This window comes from Streptomyces sp. NPDC003011 (assembly GCF_053591515.1).
Genome location: NZ_JBSFTY010000055.1, coordinates 22,315 through 36,794, shown reverse-complemented (window position 1 = coordinate 36,794; position 14,480 = coordinate 22,315). Strand labels below are relative to the sequence as shown.

12 protein-coding genes are annotated in these 14,480 nt (G+C 71.5%); 6 read left to right on the top strand and 6 right to left on the bottom strand.

Annotated elements, in window-relative coordinates; translation table 11 throughout:
- Window positions 1-6 precede the first annotated feature (6 nt).
- A complete protein-coding gene (locus ACWD0J_RS26485) occupies window positions 7-759 on the top strand; it encodes an SRPBCC family protein (protein ID WP_451498338.1) in 753 nt (250 codons plus the stop codon).
- Here ACWD0J_RS26485 and ACWD0J_RS26480 read toward each other — a convergent pair.
- The gene (locus ACWD0J_RS26480) at window positions 749-2,575 is read right to left on the bottom strand and encodes an endonuclease/exonuclease/phosphatase family protein (protein ID WP_451498337.1); all 1,827 of its coding nucleotides are present in this window, start codon (window positions 2,573-2,575) and stop codon (window positions 749-751) included. The two genes, ACWD0J_RS26485 and ACWD0J_RS26480, sit on opposite strands and share 11 nt — an antisense overlap.
- 278 nt (window positions 2,576-2,853) lie before the next feature.
- Between ACWD0J_RS26480 and ACWD0J_RS26475 the strand changes: the two genes are divergently transcribed.
- From ACWD0J_RS26475 to ACWD0J_RS26455, 5 genes are all read left to right on the top strand, one after another.
- A complete protein-coding gene (locus ACWD0J_RS26475; protein ID WP_451498336.1) occupies window positions 2,854-4,281 on the top strand; it encodes a hypothetical protein in 1,428 nt (475 codons plus the stop codon).
- A 370-nt stretch (window positions 4,282-4,651) separates the two neighbouring features.
- Entirely contained in the window at window positions 4,652-6,244 is a 1,593-nt protein-coding gene (locus ACWD0J_RS26470) for a TROVE domain-containing protein (protein WP_451498335.1), read from the top strand.
- A 100-nt stretch (window positions 6,245-6,344) separates the two neighbouring features.
- Window positions 6,345-6,992 carry a GntR family transcriptional regulator gene (locus tag ACWD0J_RS26465; RefSeq protein ID WP_451498334.1) on the top strand — a complete coding sequence of 216 codons (648 nt, stop codon included), beginning with the start codon at window positions 6,345-6,347 and terminating at the stop codon, window positions 6,990-6,992.
- A gap of 14 nt (window positions 6,993-7,006) precedes the next feature.
- On the top strand, window positions 7,007-8,023 hold the full coding sequence (locus tag ACWD0J_RS26460; RefSeq protein ID WP_451498333.1) for a 1-aminocyclopropane-1-carboxylate deaminase: 1,017 nt from the start codon (window positions 7,007-7,009) through the stop codon (window positions 8,021-8,023).
- A 109-nt stretch (window positions 8,024-8,132) separates the two neighbouring features.
- Window positions 8,133-8,720, top strand: coding sequence for a TetR/AcrR family transcriptional regulator (locus ACWD0J_RS26455; RefSeq protein ID WP_451498332.1), 588 nt, complete (start codon window positions 8,133-8,135; stop codon window positions 8,718-8,720).
- 63 nt (window positions 8,721-8,783) lie between these two features.
- Here ACWD0J_RS26455 and ACWD0J_RS26450 read toward each other — a convergent pair whose 3' ends face one another.
- The 5 genes from ACWD0J_RS26450 to ACWD0J_RS26430 form a co-directional block, all read right to left on the bottom strand.
- Complete coding sequence (locus ACWD0J_RS26450; RefSeq protein ID WP_451498366.1) at window positions 8,784-10,010, bottom strand: TerD family protein; 1,227 nt, start codon at window positions 10,008-10,010, stop codon at window positions 8,784-8,786.
- 257 nt (window positions 10,011-10,267) lie between these two features.
- The gene (locus ACWD0J_RS26445) at window positions 10,268-11,257 is read right to left on the bottom strand and encodes a zinc-dependent alcohol dehydrogenase family protein (protein WP_451498331.1); all 990 of its coding nucleotides are present in this window, start codon (window positions 11,255-11,257) and stop codon (window positions 10,268-10,270) included.
- Window positions 11,254-12,105, bottom strand: a complete 852-nt coding sequence (locus ACWD0J_RS26440; protein WP_451498330.1) for a carbohydrate ABC transporter permease — start codon at window positions 12,103-12,105, stop codon at window positions 11,254-11,256. Before ACWD0J_RS26440 ends, ACWD0J_RS26445 begins: the two co-directional genes overlap by 4 nt.
- Window positions 12,105-13,043, bottom strand: a complete 939-nt coding sequence (locus ACWD0J_RS26435) for a carbohydrate ABC transporter permease (RefSeq protein WP_451498329.1) — start codon at window positions 13,041-13,043, stop codon at window positions 12,105-12,107. Before ACWD0J_RS26435 ends, ACWD0J_RS26440 begins: the two co-directional genes overlap by 1 nt.
- Window positions 13,040-14,413, bottom strand: a complete 1,374-nt coding sequence (locus ACWD0J_RS26430; protein ID WP_451498328.1) for an ABC transporter substrate-binding protein — start codon at window positions 14,411-14,413, stop codon at window positions 13,040-13,042. The genes ACWD0J_RS26435 and ACWD0J_RS26430 overlap by 4 nt, the downstream gene beginning before the upstream one ends.
- Window positions 14,414-14,480 lie beyond the last annotated feature (67 nt).

Below are 14,480 nucleotides of genomic sequence, written 5' to 3'. Positions count from 1 at the left end.
CCCACCATGCCCAAGGAATTCGAGATCGCCCGCGAGTTTGAGGTCGACGCCACTGCGGAGGAGGTCTGGGAGGCGGTCACCACCGGAACCGGAGGTTATCTGTGGCCGATGGAGCCGCCGGAGCCCCGCGTCGGCGGCGCCGGACCCTTCGGGTCCACGGTCACCGCCTGGGACCCGCCGCACCGCTACACCAACCGCGTCGAGAACGTCGAGGGCATCGCCGAGCAGACCGCCAACCAGCTCGACCACACCATCGAGCCGCGCGACGAGGGCCGCCGGGCCTGGGTGCGGTACGTGCACAGCGGCATCTTCGTCGACGACTGGGACAACCAGTACGACGGCGCCGCCCAGCACACCGACTTCTACCTGCACACCCTGTGCGAGTACCTGGCCCACTTCGCGCCCCGGCCGGCCGCCTTCGCCACCTTCGACGGGCCCGAGGCGTCGAAGGCCGCCGACGCCCTCGCCGCCGTGGGGCGGGCGCTCGGCGTCGGCGACGAGGTGGCCGCGGGGACCCGGCTGACGGTCCGCGGTCCCGACGCGTTCGAGGCCGTGGTCGACTACCGCGACCCGTACTTCATCGGTCTGCGCACCGACCGGGGCCTCACCCGCGTCTTCGGACGCAACCACTGGGGCCACCCGGTCGGCATCTCCCTGCACGACTTCGCCCCGGGCGCCGACATCAAGGAGTGCGAGGCCGCCTGGCAGGACTGGCTGAACGGGGTGTTCAGCCAGCCCCGTGGCGGACCTACGGCTTGAACCGCAGCACCTGCGGGTCGTGGTCGCTGATCTGGTCGTGGAACTCCGCGTTGATGTGCACGCTGTCGAACTCGAAGTCGCAGTCGCGCCGGATCGACGGGCTGATCAGGATCTGGTCGAGGACCTGGGCGTTGCCCTGGTAGACGTACGAGTAACGCTCGCTCCTCGGCAGCGACTTGACCGCCGACCAGAGCACGCCGCCGTCCTCCAGGATCCTGGTCGTACCGGAGAACTCGAAGTCGTTGATGTCGCCGAGGGTGACGACGTCCGCGTTCTTCTGGGCGGCCAGGATGTCCTTGACGAAGGCGTTCACCAGGGTCGCCTGCTGGTGGCGCTGTGTCTCCGAGCTGCGCGCCGGCGGCTGGTACTGCGAGGTCAGACCCTGGTCGCCGCCCTTGGAGTTGAAGTGGTTGGCGATCACGAAGACCGTGCGGCCCCGGAAGACGAACTCGCCCGCCAGCGGCTTGCGGCTGTTCGCCCAGGCGGTGTCGGCCGGGGCGATCCGGCCGGGGGAGACCGTCAGGGCCGCCTTGCCGCGCTCCTCGGTGACTCCGGCGGCGGTCGTGGCGTCGCCGCCCGCGCGGTCCGTGAAGGACACCCGCTCCGGGTTGAACAGGAACACCTGGCGGATGTTGCCGCCCGGCTCCCCGCCGTCGGCGTTGTTCGCCGGGTCGATCGAGCGCCAGTCGTAGGTGGGCCCGCCCGCCGCGACGATGGCGTCGATCAGCTTCGTCACCGTCTGGCCGGCGGTGACCGTGCCGTCGTTCTTCGCGCCGTTGTCGTCCTGGATCTCCTCCAGCGACACGATGTCGGGCGACTGGAGGTTGTGCACGATCGCGGCGGCGTGCTCCTCGAAGGAGGCGTCGGTCGGGTCGAGGTTCTCGACGTTGTACGTCGCGACCGCCAGCTCGCCCTTCTTCTGCTTCTCGGTCGTCTCGCGCGTCAGGCCGGCGCTCTTCAGCGCGCCGATCTCGCTCGCGACGAGCGTGTACCCGCCGAACTGGTTGTAGTCCAGCGGGCCGGTGGTGGTGCCGGTGAGCGTGTCGCCGACGTTCGCGACCGGGAAGCCGGCCGGCGCGCCCAGCGACTGGATGTGTAGCCGGCCCGTGTTCTGCGCGTCGTAGGAGCCGTAGACCGTGGCGCCGCGGCGGGTGTCGTTCTCCCGCGGCTTCACCGTGACCCACAGCTCGGTGTACGGGTCGGTGGCGCCGACCACGCGGACATCGGCGACCTGGACGTTCATGCCCTCCAGGGACTCGTAGTAGTCCAGGGCGTACTTCGACGGCTTCAGCGGCAGCGCGTTGACCGAACCGTTCGCGGCGGTGTCGCCGGCCGGGGTGTAGGCGCTCGGCACGGACCGCGCGCTGACGGTGGTGGCGGCCGGGACCGCGTTGCCGCCGGAGACGACGGTGACGGTCGGCCGCACGATCTCGGTCAGCGCCTGGTTGCCGGAGGAGGTGCCGCCGGGGACGAACTCCGAGACCGTGCCGGAGACGGTGACCGCGTCGCCCACCGCGACCTTCGGCACCGAGCTGGTGAAGACGAAGACGCCCTCGCTGGTGGCCGGGTTCGCGTCCGGGTCCGGGTCCTGGATCCAGAAGCCCCTGGAGGAGCCGTACGCGCGCACGCCGGTGACGATTCCGGCCACGTCCGTGACCTGCTGTCCGGCGTACGGCGACATCCGGGTGGTGCCCTGGATGTCATGGATGCGCACGGAGGCCGCGTGCGCGGGCGAGGTGAGGACGACGGTGGACGCCGCGGAACAGACGGCGGCGACGGTGAGCGCGGCGAGACGCGCGGAAGACTGGCTCGGCAACGGGATCCCTCCGGGGACGTACGTGGGCGCCGGGACGAGGGTGGTGCGTGGGACAGGGGAAGCCGCGACCGGTGGGGCGGAGGCGACGCGCGTAGACACTACGGTGAACGTATGTCCAGCGGGTTTCTACGCGCGTCAATCTCCTGCCTGGTCAGGCCACTTGTCAAGGTTTCAGCCATGTACGGGACCTGACCGTCAGATGAACCGGGCGGCATGGGTGGAAATCCGTCTAGGCTGAGCGGCTGAGTGGTAGGACGCGCCCCTAGGAGAATCAGCCGATGTCAGACAGCTCCCCCTTGCCGCCGGTGCGGCTGCACCCCGAGACGGAGCTGGCGCGGGCCGCGCTGTCCACGCCGCTGCTGTCGCGGGCCGCGCGGCTGGCCCGCTGGGCGGGCCCGGACACCCGGGTCGACGCCGGGGGCGGCCTCGTCGACGAGCAGCTGCCGGCGGCGGCCGAGGTGCTCGGGCTGAGCGGGGACGACGCGGCGGCGTACGCGAGCGAGGCCTGGCGGGTCGCGGTCGACACCGGGCTCGTGGAGGTCGTCGACGAGGAGACGGGCACCGTGGCGGCCGGTGAGGACCTGGCGCTGCTGACCACAGGCTCGCCGCACGATGTGCTCAGCGTGTGGCTGGGCGCACTGGAGACCGTGCTGGCCGACGCGAGCGTGCCGGACCTGGACGACCTGGCCGACGCGATGGACGCCGGCGGCGAGGTCGACCTCTCGTCCCTGGACTGGGATCCGGAGGCCGAGGCGGGGTTCCTGGACGGGGTGCTCGGGAACCTGTACCTGCTCACCGTCACCGAGGACGGGCCGGGCGAGGGGCCCGTGCCGCTGCCCGCGCTGGCCGCCTCGATGATCGTGCCCAGCGACATGGGCGAGCCCACCAACGACGTGCTGGAGCAGGTGTCCGACGCGATGATGCGGCTGGACGACCAGTTCCGCCTCCTGGAGCCGGTCGGGCTGGTGGAGTACCAGCCCGTCGACGAGGCGCTGATGGCGGACGCGGAGGAGGAGCCCGCGGCCCCCGTCGACGACACCGACGTCTCCCGCTACGGCATGGTCCGGCTGACCCCGCTCGGCCTGTACGGGCTGCGGGCGCGCCTGCTGGAGTCCGGGTTCGAGGCGCCCGCGGTCGGTGACCTCGCGGACAAGGGCGCCGACGCGCTCCTCGACCGCACGGCGACGTTCCCGCCCGCGGCGGCCCAGGCCGAGACCGAGCAGTGGCTGGCCCGCCGTGAACCCCTCGCCGCGGCACGGGAACTGCTGGCGGCGGCGCGCGGCCTGGACGCCGGTGCGCCGCTGCGGCGACTGCTCTGCCAGCAGGCGCTGTCCCTGGTGGGCGCCGAGGCGGAACCGGCCCTGCGGGAGGTGCTCGACGACCCCGAACTGGGCGGCCTGGCCCGCGTCTGGCTCACCGAGCGGGGCGCCCCCGACGTCCCCGCGCCCTCCGAGGACCTGGTGTTCTGGCTGACCGTCGACACGGTCGCCGCGCAGCTGGCGGCCGAGGGCAACTCCGACGAACTCCAGGGCCTCGTGGAAGGTCTGGCCCAGCAGCACAGCGGCTTCTTCACGGCGGCCTGGCGGGTCGACCACCCGGCCACGGCGGACGTGCTGGAGGCGATGGGCCGCCTGCACCCGGACAAGCGGATCGCGAAGGAAGCGCGGAAAGCGGCGTTCAAGGCACGCTCACAGCAAGGGAATTGAGCGAGAGTACGGAAGCGGTCCCCCGGGGCGGTGACATTAATTCCCTCGCCCGTCCCGGGCCGTGCCTCCTACAGTGAGATCACGAACAGCGCACCTCCCGGTGCGAAGGCGGCGGCTACTTCTCTTTCACGGAATCCAGGCCGCCGCCGGCTTGATCTCGGGAGGCGCGGCTCATGGTGGGTGCCCGGTGCGCAGGCAACGGTTACTTCATTCGGATCGGATGGTTGCGGGTTCGAGTCCCGTCATCGACTTCGGTCGGTGTAGCTCAATCGGAAGAGCATTCGGCTAAGTCCGTGGCCGACTTCTGATCTCGGGCATCCTCCTTTTGCCGCGCCTCCCCGGAACACCGATGAATTCGGGGGAATTCGACATGGCACGCTTCAACACCAGGGCGGCCAGGGCCGCCAGGGCGCAGCCCGCCTCCCGCGTCACCTCGACGGGGCGGGTGCTGCGGACGTTCGAGGGCGGCCGGGGCCGTGAGCGCGACCCGCGCTCCGAGCTCTTCCTGCTCGCGGTCTCCCACTTCGTGACGCAGCAGACCTTCTACGAGACCGGTGCCGAACGGGACGACCGGTTCACACGTCTGGTGGGCGAGCTCGCCGTCACCGACCCGGAGTGGACCGCCGGTCTGCTCGGCTGGCTGCGCGGCGCGGGCAACCTCCGCACGGCCGCGGTCGTCGGCGCCGCCGAGTACGTCACGGCACGGCTCGACGCGGGCGCCACCGGCGGCCCGTCGAACCGGCAGGTCGTCGACTCCGTCCTCCAGCGGCCCGACGAGCCCGGTGAGCTGCTCGCGTACTGGACCACGACATACGGCCGCAACGTGCCCAAGCCGGTCAAGCGCGGCGTCGCCGACGCGGTGCGGCGTCTCTACGGCGGCCGGTCCCTGCTGAAGTACGACACCGCCTCCAAGGGCTACCGCTTCGGTGACGTCCTCAACCTGGTGCACGCGGCTCCGGACCCGGACAAGCCGTGGCAGGGCGAGCTGTTCCGGTACGCCCTCGACCGCCGGCACCACCCGGACACCGCGGTGCCGCCCGCGTCCGCCCGGCTGCTGACCGCGCACCGTGAGCTGATGGCGCTGCCGGCCGGGGAGCGGCGCGCGGTCGTCACGTCGGACGGCGCCGCCGAGCGGCTCGCGGCGGCCGGGATGACCTGGGAGGCGCTGGCGGGCTGGCTGCAGGGGCCGATGGACAAGGCGGCCTGGGAGGCCGTGATTCCGTCGATGGGTCCGATGGCGCTGGTCCGCAACCTGCGCAACTTCGACGAGGCGGGTGTGTCCGACGAGGTGGCCGCCGAGGTGGCGGCCAGGATCAGCGACCCGGAGCAGGTCGCCCGGTCGCGGCAGTTCCCCTTCCGCTACCTCGCCGCGTACCGGCACGCGCCGTCGCTGCGCTGGTCGTACCCGCTGGAGCGGGCGCTCGGCCACTCGCTGGCCGGCGTGCCCGCCCTGCCGGGGCGGACGCTGGTGCTCGTCGACCGTTCGGGCTCGATGTTCCACGCGCGGCTGTCCGACCGCTCGGAGCTCGACCGCGCCGACGCGGCGGCGGTCTTCGGCACGGCGCTCGCGCTGCGGGCGGCGGACGCGGACCTCGTCGAGTTCGGGACGTCGAGCAACCGCGTGCGGTTCCGCAGGGGCGAGTCGGTGCTGAAGATCCTGGAGCGCTTCGGCGACCTGGGCGGCACCGACACCACCGGGGCGGTGCGCCGCCACTACACCCGGCACGACCGGGTGCTGATCGTCACCGACGAGCAGTACGCCCACAGCCGCCACGGCGACCCGACCGAACAGGTCCCGGCCGACGTGCCGGTCTACACCTGGAACCTGGCCGGCTACCGGGCGGGACACGGCCCCTCGGGGCACGGGAACCGGCACACCTTCGGGGGCCTGTCGGACGCGGCGTTCCGGATGGTCCCGCTGCTCGAAGCGGCGCGGGACGCCGACTGGCCCTGGGCCGTCTGACGCTCCCGCTCCCCAGGGAGCTCCCGCTTCCGAGGAGGGCCCGCACTCCGGTGCGGGCCCCTCTTGCGCGAGCCTGGTCTGATATCTAACATTTCAGTGCATGGAGCCCCTCCGCCCCGTCCCCCGCACCCTGCTCAGGGACCGCGCCTACGCGGCGATCCGGGACGCCATCGTCGCTGGCGGGATCGAGCCCGGCGCGGTCGTGAAGGACGCCGAACTCGCCGAGCGGCTCGGGCTGTCCCGGGCGCCGGTGCGGGAGGCGTTCGCGCGGCTGGTCGACGAGGGGCTGCTGGAGAGCAAGCCGCAGAGCTACACCCGGGTCACTCCGGTCGTCGCGGCCGACGTCCGGGACGCGGCGGCCGTGGTCGGGGCCATGCACGAACTGGTCACCCGGGTCGCCGTACCCCGGCTGTCCGCCGCCGACGTCGAGGCGATGCGCGCGGCGAACGAGCGGTTCGCGGCAGCCGTCCGGGCGGGTGACGTGGACACCGCCCTGCACGCCGACGACGAGTTGCACGACGTCCTCGTCCGCGTCAGCGGCAACCGGGCCGCCGCCGCCACCGCCGCCCGCTACACCCCCCTCATCCGCCGGCTGGAGCGACGGCGCTTCGGGGAGGGCGGCGCCTGCCGTTCGGCCGGCCTGCACGAGCGGCTGATCGAGGCCTGCGCGACCGGAGACGTGGACGGCGCGGTCCGTGTCACCGTCGGCATCTGGCGAGAGCTGGCCGAACTCGCCGACAGCGACTGACACCGGGAGGACCCATGTCCCTTTCCTCGTACGAGCGTTACCCGCTGCTCTTCGGACCCTCGCCGGTGCACCCGCTCCAGCGTCTGACCGCACACCTCGGCGGGGCCTCCCTCTGGGCCAAGCGGGAGGACTGCAACTCCGGTGTCGCGTACGGCGGGAACAAGACACGCAAGCTGGAGTACCTGGTCGCCGACGCCCTCGCCCAGGGCTGCGACACGCTCGTCTCGATCGGCGGGGTGCAGTCGAACCACACCCGTCAGGTCGCCGCCTGTGCCGCCCGCGCCGGGCTGAGTTGCGTCCTCGTGCAGGAGAGCTGGGTGCAGTGGCCGGACTCCGTGTACGACAAGGTCGGCAACATCCTGATCAGCCGGCTCGCCGGGGCCGACGTCCGGCTGGTGCGGGCCGGCTTCGGCATCGGGTTCAAGGAGAGCTGGGAGCAGGCGCTCAGGGAGGTCGAGGAGGGCGGCGGGAAGCCGTACGCCATCCCCGCCGGGGCCTCCGACCATCCGCTCGGCGGTCTCGGATTCGCCGGGTGGGCGTACGAAGTGGCCGAGCAGGAAGCGCAGTGGGGAGTGTTCTTCGACACCGTAGTGGTCTGCTCGGTGACCGGGTCCACCCAGGCCGGCATGATCGCCGGGTTCCGGGCGCTGGAGGAGGCGGGCGGGCGGACCCGGCGGGTGCTCGGCGTCGACGCGTCGGCGGCGCCCGTCCGCACCCGGGAACAGATCGCGCGGATCGCCCACCGCACCGGCCGGCTCATCGGCGTGCGGACGGAACTGACGGAAGCGGACGTCGAGCTGGACGAGCGCTACCACGCGGGCACGTACGGCATCCCGGACGAGGCGACCCTGGAGGCGATGCGGCTCGCGGCGCGCACGGAGGGCATGGTCACCGATCCCGTGTACGAGGGGAAGTCGATGGCCGGGATGATCGACCTGGTCACGCGCGGGGAGATCGGCCCGGACTCCACCGTGCTCTACGCCCACCTCGGCGGTCAGCCCGCGCTCAACGCGTACAGCGCGCTGTTCTAGAGAGGCCGTCGACGACCGGGCGGACCGGCCGCCGGTGTGAGCGGGGACTTCCCTCGTGTGCCGCTCAGTATGCTGCGGAGCACGTCCCCGGTTCGCGAGGAGTATCTGGATGACGCGGGTCAGGCCCATGCGCGCGGACGCTCGGCGCAACTACGAGCGGTTGCTGAAGGTGGCGGCGCAGGCCTTCGCCGAGCACGGGGAAGGCGCGTCCCTCGACGACATCGCCAAGCGGGCAGGGGTCGGAACCGGCACGCTGTACCGGCACTTTCCCACGCGCCAGGCGCTGCTGGAGGCGGCGTACGTCGACCGCGTCGAGGCGATCGCGGCGCGCGCGGACGAGATCGCGGCGCAGCTGCCGCCGGGCGAGGCGCTGGTGGAGTGGCTGGCCGAACTCGGCGCGGGGATGATCCAGGTCCGCGGACTCAAGGCGCTGCTGGGGTCGACCGTCACGGACGGCGGCTCGGCCGCGGCCACGGTGTGCGCCGGCACGATGAAGGCGGCGGTGACGCGGCTGGTGGCGGCGGCGCAGCGGGAGGGGACCCTGCGGGCGGACGTCGAGCCGATGGACGTCCTGCGGCTCGCGCACGGAGTGGCGACGGCGTCGGAGCTGGCGGACCCGGAGGGGAAGGCGATCCGGCGGTATCTGTCCTTGCTGACGGAGGGGCTGCGGCCGGGGACCGCGGGCGCGCCGGGCTGAACGACGGGCGCCCCCTGGAACGGGGGCGCCCTGGTGGTCGTACCGCTCGTCGCGGCGCGCTCGTTACAGCGCCTGCGCCGCCGGCTTCACCATGTTGCGGACCGTGCGGGCCTTGACGAAGGTGCCCATCGCCGTCATGTCCCACTCGCCGGAGAACTGGCGGACCAGCTTGGCCATCATCACGCCCGTCTGAGCCTCGGCGTTGGTGAGGTCGAAGCGGACGAGTTCCTCGCCGCTGCCGGCGTCGATCAGACGGCAGTAGGCCTTGGCGACCTCGGTGAACTTCTGGCCGGTGAACGAGTTCACCGTGAAGACCAGGCCGGTGACCTCCTGCGGGAGACGGCCGAGGTCGACCGTGATCACCTCGTCGTCGCCGCCGCCCTCGCCGGTGAGGTTGTCGCCGGAGTGCTTGATCGCGCCGTTCACGATGGACAGCTTGCCGAAGTAGCAGCTGTCGATGTGGTTGCGCTGCGGGCCGTAGGCGATGACCGAGGCGTCCAGGTCGATGTCCTTGCCGCGGTACGCCGGCTCCCAGCCGAGGCCCATCTTGACCTGGGAGAGCAGCGGGGCGCCGCCCTTGACCAGGGAGACGGTCTGGTTCTTCTGGAGGCTGACCCGGCCCTTGTCGAGGTTGATCTTCCCGGCGCCGGGCGCGGCGGCCGCGGGCGGTGCCGGGGGAGCGGCGGGCGCCGGGGGTGTGGTGAGCCTCGGGTCCACGGCCGGGGCCGGCGGGGCGGGCGGGGGCTGCACGGCCTGCGGGGGAGCCACCGGCTGGGCGGGAGCGGCGGCGGGGGCCGGTTCCTCGACCGAGACACCGAAGTCGGTGGCGATGCCGGCGAGGCCGTTGGAGTAACCCTGGCCGACCGCGCGGGCCTTCCAGACGCCGTTGCGCAGGTAGATCTCCACGATCACCAGGGCCGTCTCGGTGCCGAGCTGCGGGGGCGTGAACGTGGCCAGGACGCTGTTGTCGTCCGCGTTGCGGATGGTGGCCGTGGGTTCGACGCCCTGGAAGGTCCGGCCCGCGGCGTCCGGGCTCGCCGTGACGATGATCTTCTCGATGCCCGGCGGGACGGCGCTGGTGTCGACCGTGATCGCGTCGGGAGCGGTGCCGCCGCCCGAGCGGTAGGTCACGCCGGGGCCGGCGGGCTGGTTGTAGAAGATGAAGTCGTCGTCGGAGCGCACCTTGCCGTCGGCGGTGAGCAGCAGGCCCGATACGTCGAGCCGCGTCGGGGCGGCGACGTCCACCGTCACGCGGGCGGCGGAGAGGGGGATGTTCGAGCCGGGGGTCATAGCTGTCATGCCCGGTAGAACGAGCGAGGGCGTTTTACCGTTCCCTTACCCGAGGGCCAATCGGGTCGCTCGTACTCAGCCGAACGGGTTTCGCCCCCGCCGCCCCTTCCCGTCCCGTCCCGGGGGCTGCGCCCCGGACCCCTCCTTCGGCCCTGAAAGAACCTCGTCCTCAAGCGCCGGAGGGCTTGAGAACCAGCCCCTCCCGCGCTTGACGAGCGGGGTCCGGGGCGCAGCCCCCGGAAGGACGGCGAGAACCGCTACGGGATCACCACGATCTTGCGGCCCACTCCCGCCGCGAACTGCTCCAGCGCCTCGGGGTACCGGTCCAGCGGGATGCGGTCGCTGATGAAGACGTCGGGGTCGAGCACGCCGTTGGCGAACAGTTCCGCCGCCCGCTCGAAGCTGTGCAGGACAGCCATCGAGCCGGTGATGGTGATCTCCTGGTTGTAGATGCGGTACGGGTCGATCGTCACGCGGGTCGCGTAGTCGGCGACGCCGAACTGCAGGAACGTTCCCGCCTTGGCCACCCGGTCCAGACCGTCCTGGATCGCCGCCGCGTTGCCCGTGGCGTCCACCACGAGGTCCCAGCCCTGGGGCCGGTCCAGCTCGTCCGGGTTCGCCGCCGCCCCGGAGACGCCCAGCCGCCGTGCCGTCTCCAGCCGCGCCGGGTTGACGTCCACCACGTCCACACTCGCCGCGCCGGTCCGCTTGGCGAGCTCCAGCATCATCAGGCCCATCGTCCCGGAGCCGTAGATCAGGACGTGGGCGCCGAGGCGCGACTGGAGGACGTCGTAGCCCCGGACGGCGCAGGACAGCGGTTCCACCAGCGCCGCGTCCTGGGTGCGCACGTGTTCCGGCAGCTTCACGCAGTTGGCCACCGGCGCCAGCGCGTACCGGGCCGCGCCGCCCGCCGTCGTCACGCCGATCGCGGCCCAGCGTTCACAGAGGTTGTTGTGGCCGGTGCGGCAGTAGCGGCACTCGTGGCAGTAGAGCGAGGGATCCACCGCGACCCGGTCGCCCACCGACACCTCCGTGACCTGGGTGCCCACGCCGACCACCTCGCCGGCGAACTCGTGCCCGGGGACGATGGGCAGCTTCGGCGCGAACTCGCCCTGGAGGATGTGCAGATCGGTGCCGCACAGGCCGCACGCGGCGACCTCGACGACGACCTCACGGGGTCCCGGCGTCGGGTCAGGGACCTCGGTGACGACGGCGCGGCCCACGGACTCGATGACGGCGGCCTTCATTTCACGGCTCCCAACGACAGGCCCTGGACCAGCTTGTCCTGGGCGGCGAACCCCGCGGCGAGCACCGGCAGGGAGATGACGAGCGACGCGGCGCACACCTTCGCCAGGAACAGGCCCTGGCTGGTGATGAACCCGGTCAGGAAGACGGGGGCCGTCTCGGCGACCACGCCTGTCAGCACGCGCGCGAACAGCAGCTCGTTCCAGCTGAAGATGAAGCAGATCAGGGCGGTCGCGGCGATGCCCGGGAGCGCGATCGGGGCCACCACGCGGGCGAGGATCGTCGGCAGCCGGGCCCCGTCCACCCGGGCCGCCTCGATGATCGCCACCGGGACCTCGGCCAGGAAGGACTGCATCATCCACACCGCGATCGGCAGGTTCATGGAGGTGTAGAGGATGACCAGGAGCCAGATGTTGTCGAGCATCCCGGTGTTCTTGGCGAACAGGTAGATCGGCAGCAGGCCCGCCACCGCCGGCAGCATCTTCGTCGACAGGAAGAAGAACAGGACGTCCGTCCACTTCCGCACCGGGCGGATCGACAGGGCGTACGCCGCCGGGAGGGCCAGCACCAGCACGAACAGCGTCGACACGACCGACGCCACCGCGGAGTTGACGAGCGCCGGCCAGGGGGACGCGCCGCCGCCCGTGCCGAAGAACTCCCGGTAGCCGTCCAGGGTCAGGGCCGCCCCGAAGGACGGCGGGTTGGTGGCCGCGTCCTGCTCCGAGTGGAAGGAGGTCAGGGCCATCCAGGCGATGGGGAGGAAGAACAGGATGCCCAGCAGCCAGGCCACCAGGCCGAGGCCCGCGCCCTTGCGACGGCCACTGCGGACTCGTACGGCGACGCTGCTCATCAGCGGGCCACCTCCTCGCGGAACAGGGACGACACCACGCGCAGGGCGAAGGTCGCGATGATGATCGAGCCGATGACCACCAGGACGCCCGCGGCCGAGGCGAGGCCGTTCTCGTGGGCCTGGTAGAAGCTCTGGTAGACGGTGTAGGGGAGGTTGGCGGTGCCGAGGCCGCCGGACGTGATCGTGAAGACCGCGTCGAAGTTCTGCACGATGTAGATCGAGCCGAGCAGGGCGCCCAGCTCCAGGTAGCGGCGCAGGTGCGGGAGCGTCAGGTAGCGGAAGATCTGCCAGTCGCTCGCGCCGTCCACGCGCGCCGCTTCCAGCTGCTGCTGGTCCCGGCTCTGCAGCCCGGCGAGCAGGATCAGCATCATGAACGGGGTCCACTGCCAGACCAGCGACGCCTCGACCGCGAGCAGCGGGGTGCGGGAGATCCAGTCCGGCTGTGGGCCGCCCACATAGTGCAACAACCCGTTGAGCAGGCCGTATTCGGGGTTGTAGAGCACATGCTTCCAGAGCAGGGCCGCGGCCACCGGCACCACCAGGAAGGGAGCGATGAGGAGCGTGCGGACCACGCCCCGGCCCCGGAACCTCCGGTCCAGGAGCAGAGCCAGGACCAGACCGAAGACCAGGCTGGCCAGCACCACCGCGACCGTCAGCAGGACCGTCGTCCCCACGGACCGGCGCAGGTCGGCGTCGGTCAGCACCTGGCGGTAGTTGTCGACGCCGGTGAAGCTGCGGGCGTCGGGATAGAGGGAGTTCCAGTCGAAGAAGGAGATCACCAGCGTGGCCACGAACGGGAGCTGGGTGACCAGGACCATGAAGATCAGGGCGGGCAGCAGGGGGGCACGGGTGGCCCAGGCACGCAGCCGGGCGGAGGGCTGGCGGGCGGTGTGCACGGGAGTGACGGCCGGCGGGGCCGTGGTGGTCGTCGCGGTCATCGTCCCTCGTACTCCTCGGAGATCCGCTCGGCGAGCTGCTGGGACTTCTTCAGGGCCGACTCGACGGACTGGCGTCCGGCGATGGCCGCGCTGATCTCCTGGGAGACCTTGGTGCCGAGGTCGGTGAACTCGGGGATGCCGACGAACTGGATGCCGGGCGCGGGGCGCGGCTGCACGCCGGGGTCGTTGGGGCGGGCGCCCTCGATGGCCTCCTTGGTCATCTCCTGGAAGGCGGCGGCCTCCTTGACGTAGGCGGGGTTCGTGTACGTCGACGCGCGCTTGCCGGCCGGGATGTTGGACCAGCCGATCTCGTCGCCGACCAGTTGCTCGTACTCCTTGCTGGACGCCCAGGAGACGAACTTCCACGCCTTGTCGGGGTTGCGGGACGCGTCCTGGATGCCCCAGGCCCAGGTGTAGAGCCAGCCGGAGGACTTCGTCTCCTCGACGGGGGCGGGGGCGTACCCGATCCTGCCCTTGACGGGAGAGCCCGCGGCCTCCAGGGAACCGGCGGCGGAGGTGGCGTCGTACCACATGGCGACCTTGCCCTGGGTCATGTTGTTGAGGCACTCGGCGAAGCCGGACTGGGCGGCGCCGGACTGGCCGTGCTCGCGCACCAGGCCGACATAGAACTTCGTCGCCTTCTCGAACTCGGGGGAGTCCAGCCGCGCCGTCCAGTCCTTGTCGAACCAGGTGCCCCCGAAGGTGTTCACGACGGTGGTCAGGGGCGCCATCACCTCGCCCCAGCCCGGCAGTCCGCGCAGGCAGATGCCGTTCATGCCCGGCTCGGCCCCGTCGACCCGGGCGGCCAGGTCGGCGACCTGGGTCCAGGTGGGGTGCGCGGGCATCGTCAGGCTCTCCTGCTCGAACACGTCCTTGCGGTACATCAGGAAGGACGACTCGCCGTAGAAGGGCTGGCCGTAGAGCTTGCCGTCGTCGCCGGTCAGGGACTGGCGCATCGGCGTGAGGACGTCCTGCTCGTCGTACGCCGGGTCCTCGGCGACGTAGGAGTCCATCTCGCGCAGCCAGCCGTTGCGGGCGTAGATCGGGATCTCGTAGTTGGACAGGGTGGCCACGTCGTACTGGCCGGCCTGGTTGGCGAAGTCCTGGCTGATCTTGTCGCGGACGTCGTTCTCGGGCAGGACGGTGAAGTTGACCTTGATGCCGGTCTCTCGGGTGAAGTGGGCGGCGGTGAGCTTCTGCAACTCGGTCATCTGGGGGTTGTTGACCATCAGGACGTTGATCGAGTCGCCGCCCGATCCGGCCCCGCCCGCTCCGACCCAGCAGCCGGAGAGCAGCGGGGCGAGCAGCGTCCCTGCGGCGGCCAGCGCGAGCGTGGCTCGCGGCGGCCGTCGTCGGCTCTGGGTTCGCATGGATCGCTCCTGCACATATGGGGAGATAAAGGGTGCCAATAGGCAAAGGCGCCCTACGAGGGGTGTA